Here is a 22,378-nt window from a genome sequence, read left to right on the forward strand (position 1 = left end):
TTAATTATTCTTCAGTCTAAAGTACTTAAGGGAAAAACACGGCTCAATCTTAATTCTGTAGTTTAAGTTAAAAATTGCTCAAGATTTATTTACAAGGTTATAATTTTTGTGGCAAAAAAGGTATCGCTTCCAAACAGCTTGCGCCATGATTTGCCACAAACTCAAAAGTAGTAAATCAAATAAGAACTATCAATTTTGAAAATAAAGTTTACTGATGAATTTTGTACCGGAAAAAAAGAGTCAAGTATGTTATGGAAATTGAATTTAAGAAGTTGGCTGAGTTTAAGCAATGTTAAGGTTTTTATTCTTCCCACTATTACCGAAATTATTGTCTGGTATTGCTTAGTTGGAATGCAATCTTCAAAAAATCACTGTCGTGCTTATCATTTTTCAATTCGAACCGGATTGATTGTATTAATAACAAGCCTTTAATGTCATTTGTAAACAAATTTGTTTATATTAGCAGTATGAAAAGGGAATATGATAAATATAAGGGAATTCATCCAGGGGCAGTACTGCAACGCGAGCTTGATAAACGGAATCTGGCACAGCGTCCCTTTGCACAATCTCTGTTTGAGCATCCCCAGACTATCAATGCTATTATAAAAGGGAAAAGAGATCTCAATACTGCCTTAGCACTTAAAATAGAAAGTGCCCTTGGACTTGAAGAGGGCTCGCTTTTGGTGCTTCAAACGTATTACGACATAAAAAAAGAGAAGCAAAAAATATTCAAGGGTAATCATCCCGAAATAAGCAGGCTTAGAAAGAGTCTTTTTTGGGATACCAATATCAATACGATTAACTGGGAAAGTCAGTCTAAGGCTGTTATCAGAAGGGTTTTTGAGCGTGGAAATATCAGTGAAAAAAAAGAAATCATCCGATTTTACGGGACTGAGAGAATTAAGCCGGTGATCAGAGAAGCGGCTGGAAAAACCTATATTAAAGACAAAACATCATGATGCACTGGAAAACAGTAAATCCATTGTTGAGAGAGAGTCTTCTGCAGCTTATGCAGGCGGATGAATTTAAAGTTTTTCGTCTGGTTGGTGGAACAGCATCGAATAGCTATTCTACTTAGAATCCGTCTCTCTTATTGGTAATTTCCCCGTCGTTTAATATCTCTTTAAATTCTTTAAGATATTCTTTTTCATTTTCTGATAAGTTTGTCAAGAATTGCAAGTTGTTTTCTAATTCAATAGCTCTTTCTCTTGCGATACCTTTTCGCGCTCGAAATCTTTCTAATGTTGACCTTTCCTTGTCATCAATAGTATACTTATCTTCAAACATAAATTTTAATTCATTGATATACTCTTCTTCATCCTTATTCAAAGTTGAAAAATCTTTTCGGCTTTCCCTTCCTAATGTTGGCTCGATACTATAATCTAATAAATTTTCCATTCTTTCAAATTCAATTTCTACCAGTGTTTTGCACAGTCAATACCACACACCAATGGATGAATCTGAAAATATTGACTACACCAAACTCCACAAAATGACCGAATGGATGTACCGCACCGGATGGATTTTATCCAATGATGCAAACAGACCAAAACTCTTATCGAAAGTAGATTTGGAACGATAATTTATTTGAAAAAAAAAGGAGGCTTTCCTAAATTTGAAAGCCTCCTTCTTTTTTATTTCTGATTTGAAATCTCCACTAAATTTTCCAACTCCTTTTTTATTTCTTTTTCTGTTTCCAGCAAATAATCATTAGAAAATGGCGCGCCACAATCTTCACTATCGAGTTGGTAAATCAATTTTTGATCTAAAAAATAATATCTGTTTACTGTTATTTCTGCTTTATTAAAATCGAATACTTCGGTATCGTTATTACTTTTCATGGCAATAGAATCATAATACATGGGGCGATTGTATTGGTAGTATTTGTCAAAAACAAAAGATAATTTTTCATTTTCTAAATGGTAAACCGTTAGTTTTTGAAAAGTTTCACTCAAATAATGCGTGGTGATTTTTTCCAGTTTTCCGTTTTTGTAATAGAATTTCGCTTCTCCGCCTTCTGCCGTTTCCCACAAACTTTTGGTTTTTATGGTCCAGTTTTTTATGGAATTGATTCGTTTAGAATTTCTTAAAACCGGATCTAATTGCTTTTTTAAATCTTCGTTTAAATAAATCGTGTCCTTTTTAAAAATTTCAACTGCATGGCTTTTGCTTCTAAAAACTGAATGACAGCTTAGATTATAAATCGTGAAAAGGCTAAAAATCAAATATAAAAATAAGTTTTTCATTTGCTGTAATATAAATTTATTATGCCAAAGGCTGAACGGCGTCGATTAGTGTGTGAATTTTAACCAAAATATGTTCTTCATATTCAAGCTCTTTTTGTTCACTTTTTTTTCCGGAACTGAAATTTTCGCTAATAAAATAACTTTTTACAAAATGACTTTTTTTGGCGCCTAAACTATAATGCCAGCTTCCCATGTACGAACTTACAAAAATTACAGCTTCGTCGAGTTTCATTATCTTTTTTTCTGTAAAAAACGGAATCTTTCTGTAAATGGCGTTTGTTCTGATATCAAAAGTATACCTAATTTTGGCTCTTATCATAATATCGTAGAGACTATGAAATACGCCATATACCAATAATGCAGCAATAGAATATCGCATGACTTCGCTTAACATTTCACCTAATAAGGCCAAAAGAATTCCCGCTGCAAAAATTCCTGCCAAAAACCACTGCGATAGGCTTTGCAGTGGTTTTACAGGCTGAAGAGAAAACCAATTTAGATTTTCTTCAATTCCGTATTTATCTCGAATGTTCATTGAGGCTCATTATTTCGTCGATTTCATTTACCAGATTTTGCATCGATCTTTTTGTAAAATCCTGTGCAATCATGGCTGCTTTTTCTTCCCCGTTTTTTAAATAATAGACATTCAGGCAGGTATTTGTCGTAATCAAATAGTGTGTAATGCGCACCAGTTCAAAGTTTAAAAAGTCTTTTAGCGGAATATGTACAACGGGATTAATTAATCCCACTTTTACTTTGATTTCATTTTTATCCAGATCGATAATAAGGTGTTTCATCCAGATTGAAATAAAACAAAAAACAGCCAAAATGCCAAAAATCCAAACCATGATGATTTCGTTTATCCAAATACCAACAATGGCAAAAGCCGCCATACCAAAACTCACAATCAATCCAAAAGCATATTGCTTTTTCATGATGTACTGATTGCCGTTTTTTGTAAAATGTTTAAGTTCCATAACTTTTATTCTATGTTGATGCCATCGATTACGAGTCCGCTGCAATTAAGAGACAGATAAGCACTCGAATAATCATTTGTAAACTGGTCTGTTAGTGCATCTAACGTTGCCTTCTTAAATTCAATTTTTCGCGGAAGCGTTTTTCCCTGCGTATCAATCATCATAATTTGTCCGTCCAGCCCTTTTTTATTTTTCGCGAAAGCAGTTAATAAATTAATATCATGTCGTTCTAAATCTATCGCGATATAATAATTTTTCTGAATAGAATCTTTGGCTGTAAGATTAGCCGATTTGCTATAGGAAACGCTTGAAGAACGAACCTGCACCGTTATCGGTTTATTTCCGTCTTTGACCGTGATTTCAATTTTTACATGTTTATCGTCAAGTTGCTGTCCGTATGCAATTCCCGTTAAAAAACAGAAGAAGAGTAGCAGTAAAGAAAGGTTTTTCTTATTCATAATAGAATTCATTTTAAAATAATTAATTAGAACAAGATTACGCCATACACGAACCATTAACAATCAGGAATTGGTAAATGGATGGTTTTGGTTTTTGTTTGGTTCATTCTAAAATATATTGCGAATCCTGTAGGTTTTTTATTTCTTTTAAGATATTCTCATTTAGAGTTTTATGAATTTAAAATCGATACCGAAATGTTTGGTAAATCAAACACAATTTGTACTTTGCCGGCATTAACGGCTATTTATGTATCAAATTTTCACTAGTATTTTAGACAAAAACAGAAAATTAAAGTTCCTTTTATCCTTTTTGTTTTCGTTTTTATGGGCAACATCAATTCAGGCACAAAATATTTCTGCAGTCGAAAAAATGGCTGCAAAAGGATATGCCAAACGTTTTTCAGATACTGTTGGCTGTCTTAAAATTCAGCAGCAGGCACTTCAATTGGCTATAAAAAATAAAAGCAAAGAAGATGAGATAATTTCATACGCCTACATGGCCATGACACAAAGGCGATTGCTGCATCTTAAAGATTTTTTGCATTATGCAGATACCGCTTATTTTTTGGCACAAAAAGTTAAAAACATAAGAGCCAAAGCACATGCCGCTGCCGCAATGGGCTCTTTAAAATCGTATATTGATGATAAACCTCAGGCGCTGAATTATTTGTTAGACTCTTATAAATTATTTTCGAAGATAAATGCGCACGATCAATGTGCTAAAATTGCTTCGGATATCTCGTATCTTTTTTCGCCTGCATCGCCAACAAAAGTCGAAAAGTATGCACGCGAAGCCCTGAATCACGCCGAAAAATCGGGTGATCCCGAAAGTCAAATGTATGCCAGACTGGCTTTTGGAAGTTTTTTAACCGATAATATTGAAACCGAAGGAATAAAAGAATGGGAAGCGACTTTGAAATTTTTTCAGGAAACGGTTTCTCTTGCCGAAAAAAATGAAGCTAAAATAGTCAGCAAAAGTAATATTGGGATAGCGTATATCAACCTGGCAGATCTTTATACTAAAGGACCTCAGCCAATTAATGAAAAAGCTTTTTTGCAAAATCTGGAAAAAGCCACCATTATTGCCAAAAAATACAATGTCAAAATTATATACCGAAGCGCGATAGGTCTAAAAGGATTTTATTATACACAAAAGGGCGATTATATTAAAGCCGAACTTTTATTTATTGACGGAATCAAGTATCAAAAAAGTCTTCCTTATACGGATAATTATCTTTTGGCCACTTTTTATGATTGTTTAAAAGACGTTTCAGTCAAGCGAAGAGATTTTGAAGCCTATTATGGTTACGATACATTGTTTACGAAATACAATCAGTTAAAATACAAAGAATCAACGCAGTCAATCCTTCAAAATGCAGATGCCAGATATGAATCTTCAAAAAAAATGGAGCGCATCAAACAGCTTGAACTCGAAAATGAACTCGAACAGCAAAATAAATTATTAGGTTACGGCATTGCCGGAGTTTTGTTAATCGGGCTCGTTTTTATGTTTCGTTCGTATCATTATCGCCAGCGCTATTATCAAAATCGCGAAGATTTTTTGCAGCAGGAACAAGCCAACAGCGAATTGAAAATGCAGTTAATGGAAAAAGAAACAATCGAAAACCTGTCGGCAAGATTATCTCTGGAGCGGCGATTGCTGCGCTCGCAAATGGATCCGCATTTTATTTTTAATGCGTTGGGAAATATCCAAAGTATGATTCTTCAAAAAGATACTGTTCCTGCCGTTTCATATCTCAATAAATTTGCAAAACTAACCAGACAGGTTTTGGAGCAATCCAGAAAAGAAACCATATCGCTGGAAGAAGAAATAAATACCTTAAAAAATTATATCGAATTACAGCAGCTCCGTTTAAATAATGGGTTTGATTACGTAATTGAATGTGCCGATGAAGTAGAAAAAGATATTTTAATTCCGCCATTATTGATTCAGCCTTTTGTAGAAAATGCAGTCGAACACGGTTTAAAACCACAGGAAAATCATATAAGGGGGCTGATCGAAATTTATTTTGAACTGGATGAAAATGGAAGTAATTTAATTTGCACCATTAAAGATAACGGAATAGGGTTGGCGGCTTCCAGAAAACTAAAAATTAATGATACGCACGAATCTCTTTCGACCACAATTACAGACGAAAGACTGGCGAAAATGAAAAAAGAGAATCCAAATGCCGGTTTTAAAGTCCTGGAACGTGATACTATTACAGACGGGCACGGATGTATCGTAATTTTAAATATTCCAATATTATGATTTATAAAGCGATAATTATTGAAGACGAAAACAGGCTGAGAGAAGCTTTGTCGATTATGCTCGAAATGGTAGCCGGAGATTTGGTGCAGATAATTGGTTATGCAGAAAGTGTTGACAAAGCCAAAAAAATAATCGACAGACTTAAACCTGATCTCGTTTTTATGGATATTATGCTTAAGGACGGAACTGGTTTTGAGGTGCTTCAGCAACTTACTTTTCATTCTTTTCATCTCATTTTCACAACCGCTTATGAGCAGCATGCGGTAAATGCCTTTAAATACAGCGCTATTGATTATTTGCTAAAACCCATTGATCCGCAGGAATTAAAAACGGCAATCGACCGAATTGCAGTTTTAAAAGAAAGAGTTCTTGAAAACCAGCAAATTATCGAGTTGCAAACCAATCTTTCTAAAACACCGGACAGGATTGTATTGCCTACGCAGGAAGCGATGTACGTGGTAAAATTGGAGCAAATTATCAGATGCGAAACTTCAGGTTCTTACACTACTTTTTTTCTTACAGATGGCAGAAAAATAATGGTTTCCAAGCCGTTAAAAAATTATGAAAATATTTTGGTTCCGCCCTTGTTTTTTCGTGTTCATCAATCACACCTTATCAATGTAAACGCCATTTTAAGTTATTCCAGAGAAGGAATGATACACATGAACGACAAATCTGCCGTGCCTGTTTCGAGAGGAAAAAAAGAGCAGTTTTTTAAATTAATGAAAGATGAATTGTAATGCTATAGCTCTTGACGGATTAAACATTCAACTGCCGCAAATACCAATTAAAAGCTACCAGTAACAAAGTGTTTGCTTGAAGTTTTTGGTGTTCTATTTATTTTTGACCCAAACAAATAAATAGAACAATGGATAAAAAAACCTTATCAATCCTGAGCTACATCACCATTATTGGTTGGATTATAGCCTACGTAAAAAGCAAAGATTTAACGCCAAAAAGCGATTTGGTAACGTACCATCTTAAACAAGGCTTCGGCATTTTTCTGGTATCATTTGCTGTGAATACTGTGCTTTCTGTAATCGTATTTTCAGTTTCTTCACTTTATTTTCTGAATTACATTGGATACGCTATTTTCATTTTATGGATTTTCGGAATCATAAATGCTGCCAATGAGCAAAAGAAACCTATTCCGGTTATTGGGAAAATTTTTGAGGATAAATTTGGTTTTATCAGCTAAATCAAATCTCCTTTTTTAGTTTGTTTTTTGAATATTAAAAATCAAATTTTGCTTCTTTTTTAACTTGTAGTTTTTATAATGAAGTAATTTTTTTGAAGGCAAAAAGTGCTGGAAATAATTTTGAAATTAATTTGAGAATCAAAGAGAGATAATTTTATAATTGTCTCTTTTTTTTTATAAATAAGTAAATTATGCAGATGGTCAGGTTCACTCCAGAAATTTAGAAAATCCCCTTGCTGCTGTACAAATGGGGCTTATATATGTAAACCCTGAAGGTTCTGATGGAAATCCTGACCCGATTGCTGCAGCCAAAGATATCAGAGACACTTTTGGAAGTATGGCGATGGATGATGTAGAAACTGTAGCATTAATTGCTGGAGGACATACATTTGGAAAAACACATGGTGCCGCTTCTTCAGATCACGTAGGCAAAGAACCAGAAGCATCAGATCTTGAATTACAGGGATTTGGATGGCAAAATAGTTTTGGTTCCGCAAAAGGTGCTGATGCAATCACAAGCGGATTAGAAGTTACGTGGACAAAAACGCCAACGCAATGGAGTAATAATTTCTTCGAAAATTTATTCGGTTTTGAGTGGGAACTTTCTAAGAGTCCTGCAGGAGCGCATCAATGGGTAGCAAAAAATGCAGAAGCGATTATTCCGGATGCTTTTGACAGTAGTAAAAAACATTTGCCAACAATGCTTACTACAGATTTATCATTAAGATTAGATCCGGCTTATGAAAAAATATCACGCCGTTTTCTTGAAAATCCTAATGAGTTTGCAGATGCTTTCGCGCGTGCATGGTTTAAGCTAACACACAGAGATATGGGGCCTCGCGAGTGTTATTTAGGACCAGAAGTTCCGCAGGAAGAATTGTTATGGCAAGATCCTATTCCGGAAGTAAACCATACCTTGATAGATGAAAATGATGTAGCTCAATTAAAAGAAAAAATAGTAAGTACAGGATTGACTACCTCTCAATTAGTAGCGACGGCATGGGCTTCGGCTTCTACATTTAGAGGTTCAGATAAACGTGGAGGGGCAAACGGTGGGCGTATAAGACTGGCTGCGCAAAAAGACTGGCAAGTAAATAATCCTGCGCAACTTAGACAAGTTTTGGACAAACTTGAAGTTATTAAAGCAGAATTTGATGCAGCGCAAGTAAACAAAAAAGTTTCACTTGCCGATTTAATCGTTTTGGCAGGTTGCGGCGGTGTTGAAAAAGCAACAGGAAATACAGTTAAAGTGCCTTTTACAACAGGTCGTATGGATGCATCTCAGGAACAAACAGATGTTGAATCATTTGGATATCTGGAACCTAAAGCAGACGGTTTTAGAAATTACAGAAAAACAAGATCAACAGTATCTACAGAAGAACTTCTTATTGATAAAGCAAATTTATTAACACTTACACCACCAGAATTGACCGTTCTTTTAGGAGGTTTACGTGTGTTGGACATTAATACAGATGGAAGCAAAAATGGAGTTTTTACACATCGTCCGGGGCAGTTAACGAATGATTTTTTCATAAACTTGCTTGATATGAATACCCAATGGAAAGCAGTATCAAATGATAAAGAACTTTATGCAGGAAACGATCGTAATACAGGTCAGCCAAAATGGATTGGAACTCGTGCAGATCTTATTTTTGGATCTAATTCAGAATTAAGAGCAATAGCAGAAGTATACGCAAGTGCTGATGCTCAAACAAAATTTGTAAATGACTTTGTTGCAACATGGAATAAAGTAATGAATTTGGATAGATTTGATTTGGCAAAATAAAACGTTGTTAAATATCAAAAAAGAGGAGATTTAGGTCTCCTCTTTTTGTTTTTAAAGTCAATTAAAAAACAAAAAGCCTGTAAACAATAAGTTTACAGGCTTTTTTGTGGAGTGTCAGGGACGGCAATCGGACACCTTGTAGGTATCTTAAATATATTTAATACGCTTTAGAATGTAATATATATTTATTAATAGAGCTATAGTATTGTTTTTTTGAGCATTTACAATATTATACCGGTCCCACGGATAAGGTTGATGACTTAATTTCACTATTCATCACATTTATAAACACTTCTGTCACATTTTTTATATGACTATATTAAACTGTTTTATATTTGCTCAAAACAACTACAAAATGAAGATAAGGTGGCGAGAGCATGAAATAATATTTGTTGCACTATGGGGTGCATTCGGAATTACGAGTCTGTTGTTGAAAGTATGCAATACTGATATGCCAGTATATCCCGAACTTCATAAGCTTTTTATGGATTCAGGGCGTTCCTTTGTTTTTTGGAGAAACGAATTGCTTCCAAAAATTGCAGCCATTGTTTTATTTTTGATTTGTTATGTGCTAGTCAATTTGGTTTTGATTCCTTCGCTAAGAAAGATTTCGTTTCCAGATCTTGATAAGATGTCGATGCCAACAATAGCCAAACCAATCTTATTATTTTCATTAATCAGTGCTGTCCTGGCAATTTTTACAAACGTAATTTCATATGTTGCCTTGCCACATTTAAGCAACTATAGCGGTTACAGAGGCCTGGCTATGATGGGTTATAATGACCACCCATTAGCTGATCCGTTTTTTGGCTTGTCACGGGCTCTCGTTTTGATCGGTGTGCTTACACTTTTAGCTATTATCCGGGAAGTTACGATAGCTTTTATAGGAAGGACTGGCGACAATCGTGAATTTCGTGTGCTTGTCAGCAATTCTGCTACACCGCTGGCTTTTTTATATTTGCTCACGCTCTTACTTATAAATCCTGACAGTCGATATTTCACCAGCTATGTGGCAATCGTAACTCCAATACTATTTTTTTGGTTTTATCTAACCTTTTGGTTTTTTCCTTCCGTTTGCGATAATTCATTTTTCCGCAGGAAAGCATTGATGCAGCTGCTTCCGTCTATTTTAGTTTTATCGTTACCCTGCCAGTTTTTATCCGCTGGAGCGATGGAAAAAGCGATTTACCTTTTATTGTTTTCTATGTTTCTTCTTTTGGTTGTGACACCTATTAGCTTGCTGCTGTATCGGCAACGGGGAGACAAAATCAGGCAGTTGAAACGTTTGGAAAGCCAGGTAGCAAAATCGGGAGCAGATCTCAAATTTTTGCGATCGCAAATTAATCCGCATTTTTTATTTAATGCCTTGAATACACTATATGGAACGGCATTGTTTGAAAAGGCCGAAAATACAGCTGAAGGCATACAGCGTCTTGGCGACATGATGCGGTTCGTGTTGCACGAAAATAATCATGAATTTACAGTAATGGAAAAAGAAGTAGCATATCTCAACAACTATATTGAATTCCAAAAATTGCGAATCCAGGCATCGCCTAATCTAGAAATTGAACACAATCTAGATTGTATACAGTGTAATGGAATTATAGCCCCAATGTTGTTAGTGCCTTTTGTTGAGAATGCCTTTAAACATGGCATAAGCCTTATAAATAGATCGTGGATCAATATTGAACTCCAATGTAGTGAGAATGAAATTGTTTTCGAGGTGAGAAACAGCATTCACATTGAAGGTTTATCAGATACCGAAAAATACAATTCAGGGATTGGCCTCCAAAACGTACGGCAACGTCTGGAATTGATTTATCCCGGAAGTCATTCGCTTATTATAACCTCAGGCACAGAAGAATTTACTACTAGGCTTACCATTAATTTAAAACTCCAAAATCATGCTTAAAGCAATTGTGATAGATGACGAACCGATGGCGCTGGAAGTCATACGCAGCCTGAGTGAAAAAGTAACGTTTGTAGAAATCGTAGGCTACTATTCTGATGCGTTTGAAGCCAACCGTTTTATGCAAACCGAAAGCGTAGACCTTCTTTTCCTTGATATTAAAATGCCAGATATCTCGGGTATCGATTTTATCAGATCGTTGCCAAATCCGCCGATGGTTATTTTTACTACTGGCTATGCCGAGCACGCTGTGGAAAGCTTTGAACTGAATACAATTGATTATCTACTCAAACCGTTTTCGCTGATTCGCTTTCTCAAGGCCTGTAACAAAGCGTATGATCAAATGGAATTGCGGAAGGCAAAATTGGGGTTGCCATCTAAACTATCTTCAATTTTCATTAAAAGCGGGTACGAAAAAATCCAGGTAGACATCGAAGAGATATTGTATGCAGAAGGCGGAGGCAATTACGTGGTTTTTGTAACCAGAAATAAAAAAATAGCTTCCAGACTTACTATGGCAGAAGCCGAAGCGCTGCTTCCACAAAGAAGTTTTATACGAATCCACCGGTCGTATATCGCGGCGAGAAAGCATATTAAAAAAATCGACAGGAAAAGCGTTTGGATCGATACATTCGAACTTCCTATAGGCTCCGCTTACAGGGCTTTCCTTGAAAAATTAACATAACCAAAAGTAAAAAGCATGAAAAAAGCATTGCTATTTTCGCTGGCTCTTGGGCTGGCGGTGGCTTCTTATGGCCAAAAATCAACGCGCAAAAAATTAGATGAACTGGTTTCCGGCTATGCCAGTGTCGGCCAGTTTAACGGAGCAGTCCTGATAGCCAAAGAGGGTAAGATCTTACTTCAAAAAGGGTATGGAATAAAAAACTACAAAAAAGGGGAACGGCTTTCGAACAATGATATTTTCGAGCTGTATTCTATCACCAAAACCTTTACATCAACGCTGATTTTGAAACTTGCCGAGGAAGGGAAGATTAATGTTTCGGATAAACTTGAAAAATATTACCCTGGATTTCCTGAAGGAAATGCGATTACTATCGAAAATCTTCTTACACATACCTCGGGAATTTATGATTACACACGTGGAAATAATATGCCCAATATGCGTGAAAAAACTTTTGTAGATTTCCTTAAGACCAAACCCCTCGATTTTCCCCCTGGAACGCAATGGAATTATAGCAATTCCGGCTATTGGTTATTGGGATTCATTATTGAAAAAGTTACTGGGAAATCCTATGAAAAGGCTTTAAAGCAATATATTTTTGAGCCTCTGAAAATGAAAACTGCAGGTTTGGATTATATAAAACTTGTAAGCAAACACCGAACCACAGGTTATGAGATTTTAGCGGACAGCGTAAAAAAAGAAGCGGAAGTATACAGTTCTCCAGGTCCTTTTGCCTCCGGTGCTATCTATGCTACGGTTGGCGACATGTACAACTATTACAAAGGCATCAAAAATAATACATTGCTTAACTCCGATTCGTATACAAAAGCGTTTACGCCTTATAAAAACGGGTACGGTTATGGTTGGGTGATTTCCGAGTTTAATGGAAAGAAAACTGTTGGGCATAGCGGTGGTGGCGCAGGTTTCCGTACCAATTTTGTGATGATTCAGCAAAATGACATATGTATTGTTGTACTAAGTAATACAGAGTCTGATGATGCAAGGTTAATTACAGACAAATTACTTGAGGTTCTATATGATAAACCATATATAATCCCTACAGAAATTACTGTAGATGCTGAAGTATTATCGCGTTATAGAGGATACTATAAATTTAAAGATAGCAGTATTCGCGTAAGTGTTCCAGGCAGAAGGCTTGCTGTGCAAAAAACTGGCGGGCCAAAGTTCGAACTGCTGGCTTTGACCAATGATTATTTTTATTCTCCTAAAGGCAACATTTACCTTGGTTTTGAAAAAGACGAAAATAAACAGTACAAAATGATAATCCATCAAGGAAATGATATTACAAAAGCAGAGCGATTTATTCCATCGTGGGGCATAATTGGCACGGCAACAAATAACGGATGGGATGGGAATGATATTAAAATGACGCAAGATACTGTGAACAAGATGATCTGGAAACTATCGGGAGTCAGGCTCAAAACCGGAGAAATGAAATTTCGATTTAATAATGACTGGAACGAGAGTTATGGAGATAATGGTCCGGATAATCTATTAGAAAATGACGGAGAAAATATACAAGTGACCGCTGGGACTTATGATTTAGTACTGGATATTACTGATCCGAAAAAACCAAAATACATTATTTCAAATCATTAAGTGATTTAACTATCAAGTCCTTGCTTAGTCACCAGGTTCTGTTCTTGATTCGTCAAAGTGTGATAATCCGTCAAACTATAAAATAAAACCTCAGTAAATACTGAGGTTTTAGTAATATGTGGAGTGTCAGGGATATCAATTGCTTTCCCTAATAATCATTTCGTTTAACCAGCGAAAACTATGTTTAAATCATTCTGTAAATTGGCAGGCTGACTTTTAAATTACTTAAATTCTTATATTTGATTCTGACAGATGCGACAAAACCATTTCTGATATGGTATGTTCTAATTTTTAAGTATTAATTTCTTTTCTCAGTTTTCTTTTTTGTTAGTTTTTTCTTTTGAAAAAAATCGCTTAAAGCTTTTTCTTCAGCTAATGTTAGAGAACTTAGTCCACCAATACTGTCTATATCTAAATCTAATTTTTTAGTTTTCATAATTATTTATTTTGAAAATATTTATTGATTAATTTCAAAGCTGATTTTGTTTCAATTATCATATTTCTGCCACCGAAATGGAATGCTCCATGTGTTTTTTCATAATGATCAACTAATTGTGATTTTGAAAGAAAAGAAACATTTCCATCGTGACCGCGCTGAAAAGATAATTTACAAGCATAAGCAACTTGATTACCAGCTACACCAGCATAAACCTTTGATTGTCCTTTATTGAATGGAGCACTTTCAACAAGATGCATATAGACATGATCTGACTTAACTTCTAAGTTATAAGACCTTGAATTATTTTTGAATTTCCAAAAATTGTAAGTTTATAAACATCTCTAATTGGATTTTTAAATTCTTCATTCCAATTAAAAAGCCAGCCATTTTTCTTTGTTAAAGACTTTAAATCAGAATTTTGGAGAATTGAAATTTCAGTCTGAAAACTATCTCCGGTAATCACGTTTTCTATTGAGTTTGTTAATTTGCCAATTATAAAATCGAGCAATTATAGCATTTAAACAATTAAATTATCCACTATGAAAACTATCTCAATTTCTTTTGCCTTGTTTATTAATAACTAATAGGTTCTTGATTTTATTGCTTTCTATGAATTCCTGATGGATTTATAATATTGTTTCTAAGTGATTCAGCCATTTTTCCTTGTACCTGGATCCAATAGGTATTTCTATGGAGTTTATTTCAATTTCATTTTTAGTGTAAGCAGTCATTTTTTTGGTCTGAATAATGAAGGAGCGATGAATTCGAATAAAGCCGTGATTCAATAATTTTTCAAAAACCGAAATATTCTGTTTTATATGATGTGATTTTCCATTTTCCAAATGAATAGTTATATAATCTTTAAGGCTTTCGATATACATAATTTCATCAAAGATAATTTTAATGTTTTTATTGCCGCTTGCTACAAAAATATGAGTTTCAGATACCGCATTAACTTCTTTATTGGGAATTTTAAACTGCTTAAATTTTTCTATTGAGGCAAAAAAACGGTCAAAAGTAATTGGCTTCAAAAGATAATCGATCACATTGAGCTCATAACCTTCAATTGCATATTCTCTATAAGCTGTCGTGAAAATTACTTTAGGCGGATTTTGTAGTTTTTTCAGAAAATCATTTCCTTTCATCAAAGGCATTTCAATATCTAAAAATACCAGATCGACTGAATTATGCTCTAAAAAGGTATATGCTTCTAATGCATTTTCAAAGGAATCTATTAACTCAAAATTTTCAAAATTTGCTAAATGTGAAGCAATTAATTCTCTTGCCAAAGGTTCGTCGTCAATAATAATGCATTTGTGTTTCATTTGAGTTAGTTTGAAATTCAAAAATCTAATTTAATGGTTTTGAATTGTCTTTCGGCAATCTTCTTAACTTCTTACCCGTTTTGATTTTTCAGACAAAGTTTGACTCTATAAAACCCCTCTGTTTCTTCAATTTCCAATTGATGTTTTTTTGGATATAACAAATCCAATTGTTTTGTGACATTTTCCAATCCAATCTTGGATTTGTCTGAAATTCCGTTAAACCCATTTTGAGGTTTTGTGTTTTCAATACTAAAAATAATTTGTTTTTGTCTGCTTTCTAAATTCAACCTGATTGTGGCTTTTTTAGTTTCATTGATTACACCATGTTTGAAAGCGTTTTCAATAAAGGTCAATATAATCAAGGGTGAAATTTTGTTGCTTTGCTGAATATCTTTCGTAAATAAGATATCCAATCTGTTTTCGCTATACCGTAATTTTTCCAGAGCAATATAGTTCTCAATCAGTGTAATTTCTTTTTCAATAGAAACATAATCTTCATTGCAGCGATATAAAACAAAGTCTAAAATCTCGGATAATTTAGCGATTACCTCAGGCGCCTTGTCATCTTTTTTTAATGTTAAGGCATATAGATTATTTAGAGTGTTAAACAAGAAATGAGGATTCAGCTGGTTTTTCAGCACCTTTAATTCTATTGACCTTTTTTCTTCCTCCAATTTTAAAAAACGCTGTTGTTTGCGGCTAAAACTGATGAACCCTAAAATAATTACGGGATATGTGATAAAAGAAAACTCTGTTACTATCAGTGTTAGCGAGGTGAGGCGTCCAGGAACCGACATATTATGTCCTGGCCAGTCACTGAAGAAAGTTGGGAACTTGGGTTCGAGATAAAAACATTTTAAAATCTCTAAAAAAGCAAAAACAATATAAAGCCAGCCTAAGGCCAAAATTAAGAAAAGGAAATGTCTTTTTTTATTTAGTGTTTCCGGAATAATCCAATAAATCAAACCATAGGCAGCCGCCGCCTGTACCGTAATTTTAAAGGAATATACAAAAATGAATGTGGAAGAATCTTCATCATGAGTTTTATCTGAAAAATACAACAGCAAAAAGAAGATCCAGTATAAACAATGAAGCGTTGTTCTTTTTAAGTCAATTCTTTTGATAAAATTCATAACGTATTTAATTAACCGCAAGGTAACAAAATTTAGAAATAAGGTTCTGCAAGAAATATAAATAGTATTTTTCAGCATCCACAAACAACATTTCAGCATACGAATGAAATAATATTTAAAAATAGACTATTTGTATGCTTAAACAGGTTCTTCATCTGCATAAAAAACGATATAGTAAAGACGTGATTATATTTGCTTAAAATAGCAAAAATGATCAAACTCATTATTCTGCTGACCGGACTGTTAAGTTCTATACTAAAATAAAAACGTATTTTTTTAATGGATAAACATACTCTCTGCATTCATGAAAAAGCTTACCCAATTAGCATTGTAGTAGCCGCTATTAAAAAGTGGAAAAACTATCATTTAAATAAACTGACTATGAAAACATTCCTTTTTTCAGCATTCGCTTTGCTAAGCTTCCAATTAGCGTTCACTCAAATCAATACAAAAGATTCAATTAACGGAATTTGGGAAATGAGCGGATACGGAAGAATTATTGAGATTTCAGACAGTGAAGTCAATACTTACGATATTACTAAAATATCCTGTCTTTTGCATTCACAATACAAACGAAATGAGATCCTGCATTTGGGAAACGTTAGCCTGATCAATAAAGATTCGCTGCATATAAAACTGGGCATCACCAATTACTATCTGCATCGGATTAAGGAGTTTCCGAAAGAAAAACTAACAACAGACTCTGTGCAATCAAAAGACCTCAGACTCAACTTTGATGTTTTTTGGCATACCCTAAATGAGAATTATGCTTTTTTCCAAGAGAGAAAATTAGATTGGCAGGGTATTTATAACCAATATAAAGACAAAGTCTCACTAATAAAAAGCGAACTGCAGCTTTATGAAATTTTCAGGGAGATTACCGACAGATTAAATGATGAGCACACATCGGTAAGGCCGGCAGAAGAAATAACCGCGGCATATGAAAAAAGGATGGGCACTATTGAAGAAGATACTGCCGACAGCGCTATTTCAATAGCTGAACTGGAAGATAATATATTGAAAAGGTACGTTGCAAACCCCTTTAAATATGGCAGAAGCCTTCACGGAAATGGACTTTTAAATTATGGAATGACTAAAAACAATATAGGCTACATCCAGGTTAACAATATGCTGTTCTACGCAGATTATAAAGTTTCTGACAATGTATCAGGTTACGATTATTTATTTGCGTATTTAAAGGAATCAAGAAAAAATCCAAGTTATCAGGAAGATGAAGTAAAAGGAATTAAATGTCTCATGGATTCCATAGTGGATAAATTTAAAAATACGGACGCTATAATTTTAGATCTGCGGTTTAATTATGGAGGTTATGACGTAGTATCATTGGAGATTTTAAAACACTTTATCAATTCCAAGAGCATGGTATTCAGTAAAAAAGCCAGGACATATACCGGATTTACCAAACCCCAGGCTTTTTTTATCGAACCATCGGACAAAACTTCTTCCAAGCCGTTGTATATACTAACTAGCCGCCAAACATCAAGCGCTCCCGAGTCACTTGTAATGGCTTCGATGCCGTTTGATAACATAAAGAGAATAGGTTCAAGGACAATGGGAATAACATCCGATGTCTTGGAAAAGAAGCTTCCTAATGGCTGGGATCTGTATCTCTCTAACGAAATTCAGGTTAATTATAAGGGCGAATGCTATGAGCGTATCGGCGTTCCGCCAGATATAGAAATTAAATATCCAAAAGATGAAAATAAATTTATTAGAAAATTATCAATTAAGTTGAAAGATGGCGACCAGGCTATTGAAAAAGTGTTTAAGTTGGTGAAAAACAAGTAAATTGCAGAAAAAAATGCTGCCACAACTTTATATAAATATTGCGGGCCTGATCGCCCTAACATTAAAATTCAACCCAAAAAAACTAAGAAATGACTAATCTACAGAATCTAATAGTTATAAGTGTTTTATTGCTTTTTAATTTAAAATTATCAGCACAAACTTTAACTTCACCATTACGAATTGGAGTGAAATTTGGTTTTAACTCTTCAAATGCAACAGTTAATGATGCGGCCAATACAGATTCAAGAAACGGTTATCATATAGGAGCAATTTTTGAATATTCACTTTCAGAAAGGTTCCTTGTTCAATCCGGTTTGTATTTTTCAACCAAAGGGTCTAAAGTAAATCAACTTAATAAAAGCCAGTATATACCTTCTGCAATTGACGATACACATACATTTAATCAATCGTATGTCACATTACCTGTTTATGGTGCATACAAACTAAATGTTACAAATCAGTTCAAAATCATATTCGGTGTAGGGCCTTATTTCGGATATGGCATCGGGGGGAAAACAACACAGAAACTAAATAGCGGGTCTTGGAGTGAGGGAATTACTCAAAGAGAATGGAACACATTTGGTAATGGTGTTTATGACCAAAGCAGAGATTGGCTGCACGGGACTACATTAAAGCGATTTGATATTGGAGCAGGTGCCAATATAGACTTTGAGTATCATAAATTTATTCTAGGCGTAGGATACGAAAAGGGTTTGAGAAACATTGCGGTAAACGAAAACGCTTCGGGCCTAAAATACAAAAATAACAATCTCCAGGTTTCTTTCGGATATAGATTGTAATTAGGGAAAGTACTGCGTCAATCGGTTTGGGCTGGCAAAAATCCTTTATAAATCAGAAAGAGCTATTTTTTAATATGTATGTTTGACAACGGGTCTGTATAAAATAAATTATTCATTTTTAAGCAATCCCAATTCATTTACTCTGACATATCAAAGCATTGCAGCTATCAACTCAAAATTATAATCTGATATCAGATTATTTCACAACTTAAATAAAATACTATGAAAAATTTCTTTCTTAAATTACTATTGCTGTCGTTGTTTTTTGTGGGCTGCACAAACAATAAAACCAATGATTCATCTCAATCTTTCTTACCAATGCAAATTGGAAATTACTGGAAGAAGAACGCACAAAACTATACAGAAATACAAGATACTCTTACAATTAATGGCAAGCTATATTTTAAATTTTATTCACTAATTGGCGGCGACGCGGCATCAACATCCTATCTTAGGATTGATGAGCACAACCAATTGATAGAATCCTGGCCGTCAGAGCCAGCCAGGGAATACATCCACGCCAAGTTCGATGGCAAGGTTAAAGAGAGCTTTTTTACCCTTAATGACAAGACTATCAATGATTATAAAGTTACCATAATTAATAAGACTGATGAAAAAATAACTTTTTCTTTCGATATGATCCACCATCCAAACATTAAAGGCCATCCTCATCAAATAAGTTATATCAAAGGACAAGGTCTGGCTGAGAAATGGTCACATATCAAAATAAACGGCAAAATTGTCAAATAGACCATATTAATCCTACAACAGCTTCCCGGGAATTATTACAAATTAAAGGCGTGAATGACTAAAAAAGATAAAATATCAATGACAAATCCATTTAGGTTTTTAAAGCTTATTTTTTATATACTATTAATTTGTTGTACTAGTTATGGTCAGCAAAAGGACGATTATACTGCTAAAATTGACAGCTTGATACAAACAACAAGTCCAAGAAGTTTTAATGGCGTTATTCTGATCACTCAAAATGCTAAAACAAAATATTCAAGGGCCTTTGGTTATTCAGATTTTGAAAACAAAATACCATTGGAAATTAAAGACAAGTTCCGGATTCAGTCAAACAGTAAACAAATTACGGCCGTCTTAATTTTAAGGGAAGCAGAAAAAGGGAAAATAGATCTTCAAAGTCCAATAAAAAAATATCTGCCAGAAATACAGCAAGCCTGGGCAGACTCGGTAACGGTGGATCAACTGCTCAATTTTTCGTCCGGAGTGACAGCTATTGATAGGCCTTTGAGTTTTAAACCCGGAACAGACTTTTTATACAATGTGGTCGCTTACACCTTGCTTGGAAATATTCTTGAGAAAGTAACCGGCAGAAAATATGTTGATGCGGCAAACAGGCTGTTTAAAGAACTGGGTATGAACAATAGTTTTTGCTATGAAGAAAATAAAATGCAAAATAGACTGGTTAACGGCTATACAAGCTCAAACAATATATTTAGATTGAGAGAACATCCTATTCAGGGAAAAGATTGGGTCGGGTTCATTCCCGCTGGGGGAATTGTTTCAAATTTAGAAGACTTAAATAGATGGGATACAAAACTTCATAATGGAGAAATCTTAAAACCAAAGACCTACAAACTGATGACCAATTATACTATTACTGCACAGCACGAAGCTTTTGGCAAGGAAAAAATTGGATACGGCTACGGCCTTTACATCAGTGACAAAACACCAATCAAATATATAGGTCATCCGGGAAAAGGGCTGGGCTTTGCATCACTTAAAATTTATTTTCCTGAAAGAGCTGTAGATCTGATTGTATTGGAAAACCAGTATAGTGATGATGAAAGCCTTCATTACTATTTTGAAAAGGAAATAAGAAAAATAGTGATGAGCAGCAATTTAATGGAGAAATAAATCTATCAAATTCGATTTTTTCCTTAGGTTCGGGACGTGCCAAATCACAGGCACAGTGAGTATGAAAATAGAAAAAAATGGCGGATTTTTTATCATTTATTGTAAAGACTTAAACTGTATCAGCAAGGTTCCATTTTACTAAAATAATATGACTAGACGCATTATCTTAATCTGCATATCCTTTTTGCTGCTGTATGGCACAGCTAGCAGCTGCAAGAAAATAAGTGCTGAAGAAACAAGTAAAATGGATCCGACAGTACAGAAGGAAGCAAAAGTTGCAACCCGCCAGATGCTCAGTTTATGGCTCTCTGAAGGCATTGAAGGTGTCCAGTTCCTTAGAACCAGTAAATGGAAAATCGATGAACAGGTTTTTCTGAACAGCAGCAAAGATAAAGGATATCTGTTGTTGCTCAATCAGGCTAAGGATCCACTGGCAACAGTTGATTGTACAGGTCCTGTATGCAAGCAAGGACGAAGGAAAAGGAAACATCTACCTGGAATCATTGCCCAATCTGGTAATTCCAGGAAAAACGGAAAACGGAAGTTTTGTTGCTACTACGCTGGAGCAGCTTGCTACGGCCGGAGAAAAGGAAATTGGCCGGCAATATAAAAATGGCGATGGAGATATCAATGATGAGTTCATCAACAGGGAATTCGATGAAAACCTAAAGAAAAACCACCAACGTTTTTTAGCCAGAAAAAATTAAGAATTAACCAGCCCTGCATATAAGATCAAGGAATAAGGGGGCATTTTTAGCTATTGCTTTTGAAAAAAACATGAAACATGAGAAAACAAATTTTATCAACCTTATTATTGCTGTTTAGTCTGGCTTCATGTCAGCAGAAACAATCGTCAGCAACAACTATTAAAACTAACCAAAAGATGGGCCAGAAGATGCTGGATATTTATAAACAGGTAAAGACATACGATTACAACCCATTATATGAGGTAGAATTCAGTCAGGATGCCTGTGGTTATGAGATTTTAATCAATGGCCTGCCCGTGCATCGCTACTTGATGTTCGGTAGTGCCAATGAACAACGTATTCCGATCAATGATCATATATTGAACAGCGGAAAACAGGAGATCGTCATACGTTTGTTTCCCCCCCAGCTTTCAGACCAGAGCTGGTCGCCGACACTGGTGGATGGTACCAGGTTTAAGATCAAAGTGATTCATCACGCCACCGATGGAACTACAGATAATCCAAAACAGGTTTTTGAATTCACTACCTCCTATAAGTCCGGAACAGAAAAATTCGTGGGCAGCGGGCAAAAGTTTTTTGAATTTACGGGTTCCTTTGATACAGAAGTCCCTTATCACGTAGAAGGATGGGAAAATTCCAAAGACTTGGGTAAGGAGAATCAGGACAAATTACTCAAAGAAGCGATTGCAGCTTATAACGATTTCAGAAATGTGCTGATAAGAAAAGATTTGAATGCTTACGCGTCACTCATGTATGATAAGGAATTGGAGCTTGCCAAGGTCTTTTACTGGCATACTCCCGCAGATTCCAAAGAACGCTGGGATGAAATGGGTGGCACAGTGCTGGAGAAAAGGGAGATTCTACCGCTGAACGATTTTAAGATGGTCTTATATGCTGATGGAAAAGTGCTTGCATTGCAGCCAACAAGTGAAATGTATAAAGATTACCTGTCTGCTATTCAAGCTCAGACCGAGGATGATGATATCCAGGTTTCTTTCCTGCTTCATAAAAAAGCGGGCAGTAATAAACTGACCCCTATACGATAATATGATCGGATTAAATGTGAAGCTGTCATGTAATTTAGCTGCTCTGTTGCTGATAGTATTATTTGTGGATTCCCTGTTAGTGGTAAT

The 22,378-nt window shown here is 35.0% G+C and carries 23 protein-coding genes and 1 pseudogene; 15 read left to right on the forward strand and 9 right to left on the reverse strand.

The features are described 5' to 3' along the window. The first annotated feature begins 467 nt into the window (after nt 1–467). Nucleotides 468–959 carry a helix-turn-helix domain-containing protein gene (locus tag B0M43_RS13515; protein WP_078008908.1) on the forward strand — a complete coding sequence of 164 codons (492 nt, stop codon included), beginning with the start codon at nt 468–470 and terminating at the stop codon, nt 957–959. A 115-nt stretch (nt 960–1,074) separates the two neighbouring features. On the opposite strand, the gene B0M43_RS13520 is transcribed toward B0M43_RS13515, so the two are convergent. Further along, nucleotides 1,075–1,398 carry a hypothetical protein gene (locus B0M43_RS13520; protein ID WP_078008907.1) on the reverse strand — a complete coding sequence of 108 codons (324 nt, stop codon included), beginning with the start codon at nt 1,396–1,398 and terminating at the stop codon, nt 1,075–1,077. A 52-nt stretch (nt 1,399–1,450) separates the two neighbouring features. On the opposite strand from B0M43_RS13520, the gene B0M43_RS13525 reads away from it, so the two are divergent. Further along, entirely contained in the window at nt 1,451–1,582 is a 132-nt protein-coding gene (locus B0M43_RS13525; RefSeq protein ID WP_371295966.1) for a hypothetical protein, read from the forward strand. A 52-nt stretch (nt 1,583–1,634) separates the two neighbouring features. Here B0M43_RS13525 and B0M43_RS13530 read toward each other — a convergent pair whose 3' ends face one another. Genes B0M43_RS13530 through B0M43_RS13545 form a run of 4 tightly spaced genes read right to left on the reverse strand, consistent with a single transcriptional unit; the run spans nt 1,635 to nt 3,681 of the window. Beyond that, nucleotides 1,635–2,246 carry a hypothetical protein gene (locus B0M43_RS13530; protein WP_078008906.1) on the reverse strand — a complete coding sequence of 204 codons (612 nt, stop codon included), beginning with the start codon at nt 2,244–2,246 and terminating at the stop codon, nt 1,635–1,637. 19 nt (nt 2,247–2,265) lie between these two features. Beyond that, complete coding sequence (locus B0M43_RS13535) at nt 2,266–2,781, reverse strand: hypothetical protein (RefSeq protein WP_078008905.1); 516 nt, start codon at nt 2,779–2,781, stop codon at nt 2,266–2,268. Beyond that, complete coding sequence (locus B0M43_RS13540; RefSeq protein ID WP_123921859.1) at nt 2,765–3,223, reverse strand: hypothetical protein; 459 nt, start codon at nt 3,221–3,223, stop codon at nt 2,765–2,767. The genes B0M43_RS13535 and B0M43_RS13540 overlap by 17 nt, the downstream gene beginning before the upstream one ends. A 5-nt stretch (nt 3,224–3,228) precedes the next feature. Further along, nucleotides 3,229–3,681, reverse strand: coding sequence for a hypothetical protein (locus tag B0M43_RS13545; protein ID WP_123921858.1), 453 nt, complete (start codon nt 3,679–3,681; stop codon nt 3,229–3,231). Between the two features lie 247 nt (nt 3,682–3,928). On the opposite strand from B0M43_RS13545, the gene B0M43_RS13550 reads away from it, so the two are divergent. The 7 genes and pseudogenes from B0M43_RS13550 (at nt 3,929) to B0M43_RS13580 (ending at nt 13,148) form a co-directional block, all read left to right on the forward strand. Next, nucleotides 3,929–5,953 carry a sensor histidine kinase gene (locus tag B0M43_RS13550; RefSeq protein ID WP_078008901.1) on the forward strand — a complete coding sequence of 675 codons (2,025 nt, stop codon included), beginning with the start codon at nt 3,929–3,931 and terminating at the stop codon, nt 5,951–5,953. Then, nucleotides 5,950–6,693, forward strand: a complete 744-nt coding sequence (locus B0M43_RS13555) for a LytTR family DNA-binding domain-containing protein (protein ID WP_210418023.1) — start codon at nt 5,950–5,952, stop codon at nt 6,691–6,693. Before B0M43_RS13550 ends, B0M43_RS13555 begins: the two co-directional genes overlap by 4 nt. Nucleotides 6,694–6,821: 128 nt before the next feature. Continuing rightward, nucleotides 6,822–7,151, forward strand: a complete 330-nt coding sequence (locus B0M43_RS13560; protein ID WP_078008900.1) for a DUF4870 domain-containing protein — start codon at nt 6,822–6,824, stop codon at nt 7,149–7,151. Nucleotides 7,152–7,344: 193 nt separating this feature from the next. Next, nucleotides 7,345–8,937: pseudogene (katG, locus tag B0M43_RS13565) on the forward strand (catalase/peroxidase HPI); the annotation flags it as partial. 355 nt (nt 8,938–9,292) lie between these two features. Further along, nucleotides 9,293–10,849: a sensor histidine kinase gene (locus tag B0M43_RS13570; protein WP_168199942.1), complete on the forward strand. Its 1,557-nt coding sequence runs from the start codon at nt 9,293–9,295 to the stop codon at nt 10,847–10,849. Then, nucleotides 10,842–11,531, forward strand: a complete 690-nt coding sequence (locus tag B0M43_RS13575; RefSeq protein ID WP_078008898.1) for a LytTR family DNA-binding domain-containing protein — start codon at nt 10,842–10,844, stop codon at nt 11,529–11,531. The genes B0M43_RS13570 and B0M43_RS13575 overlap by 8 nt, the downstream gene beginning before the upstream one ends. 15 nt (nt 11,532–11,546) lie before the next feature. Then, a complete protein-coding gene (locus B0M43_RS13580; protein ID WP_078008897.1) occupies nt 11,547–13,148 on the forward strand; it encodes a serine hydrolase in 1,602 nt (533 codons plus the stop codon). 298 nt (nt 13,149–13,446) lie between these two features. On the opposite strand, the gene B0M43_RS24440 is transcribed toward B0M43_RS13580, so the two are convergent. The 4 genes from B0M43_RS24440 to B0M43_RS24445 all read right to left on the reverse strand — a co-directional run bounded on the left by B0M43_RS24440 (nt 13,447) and on the right by B0M43_RS24445 (nt 15,586). Continuing rightward, nucleotides 13,447–13,584 (reverse strand): hypothetical protein, encoded by a 138-nt coding sequence (locus B0M43_RS24440; protein WP_168199943.1) that lies wholly within the window; start codon nt 13,582–13,584, stop codon nt 13,447–13,449. Between the two features lie 2 nt (nt 13,585–13,586). Continuing rightward, nucleotides 13,587–13,844: a hypothetical protein gene (locus B0M43_RS24745; protein WP_246860115.1), complete on the reverse strand. Its 258-nt coding sequence runs from the start codon at nt 13,842–13,844 to the stop codon at nt 13,587–13,589. 369 nt (nt 13,845–14,213) lie between these two features. Continuing rightward, entirely contained in the window at nt 14,214–14,912 is a 699-nt protein-coding gene (locus B0M43_RS13590; RefSeq protein ID WP_078008896.1) for a LytTR family DNA-binding domain-containing protein, read from the reverse strand. Between the two features lie 71 nt (nt 14,913–14,983). After that, a complete protein-coding gene (locus B0M43_RS24445) occupies nt 14,984–15,586 on the reverse strand; it encodes a sensor histidine kinase (protein ID WP_168199944.1) in 603 nt (200 codons plus the stop codon). 738 nt (nt 15,587–16,324) lie between these two features. Between B0M43_RS24445 and B0M43_RS13600 the strand changes: the two genes are divergently transcribed. From B0M43_RS13600 to B0M43_RS13625, 6 genes are all read left to right on the forward strand, one after another. After that, nucleotides 16,325–17,854 carry a S41 family peptidase gene (locus B0M43_RS13600; protein WP_078008894.1) on the forward strand — a complete coding sequence of 510 codons (1,530 nt, stop codon included), beginning with the start codon at nt 16,325–16,327 and terminating at the stop codon, nt 17,852–17,854. An 89-nt stretch (nt 17,855–17,943) separates the two neighbouring features. Continuing rightward, a complete protein-coding gene (locus B0M43_RS13605) occupies nt 17,944–18,654 on the forward strand; it encodes a porin family protein (protein WP_078008893.1) in 711 nt (236 codons plus the stop codon). A gap of 222 nt (nt 18,655–18,876) precedes the next feature. Then, nucleotides 18,877–19,404 (forward strand): hypothetical protein, encoded by a 528-nt coding sequence (locus B0M43_RS13610; protein WP_078008892.1) that lies wholly within the window; start codon nt 18,877–18,879, stop codon nt 19,402–19,404. Nucleotides 19,405–19,458: 54 nt separating this feature from the next. Beyond that, entirely contained in the window at nt 19,459–20,538 is a 1,080-nt protein-coding gene (locus tag B0M43_RS13615) for a serine hydrolase (RefSeq protein WP_246860116.1), read from the forward strand. A gap of 440 nt (nt 20,539–20,978) precedes the next feature. After that, a complete protein-coding gene (locus B0M43_RS13620) occupies nt 20,979–21,245 on the forward strand; it encodes a hypothetical protein (protein ID WP_078008891.1) in 267 nt (88 codons plus the stop codon). Between the two features lie 77 nt (nt 21,246–21,322). Continuing rightward, entirely contained in the window at nt 21,323–22,291 is a 969-nt protein-coding gene (locus tag B0M43_RS13625) for a hypothetical protein (protein WP_078008890.1), read from the forward strand. The last annotated feature ends 87 nt before the right edge of the window (nt 22,292–22,378 follow it).

Origin of the sequence: Flavobacterium sp. KBS0721 (assembly GCF_002007065.3) — a bacterium.
GTDB classification, from domain to species: Bacteria; Bacteroidota; Bacteroidia; order Flavobacteriales; family Flavobacteriaceae; genus Flavobacterium; species Flavobacterium piscis.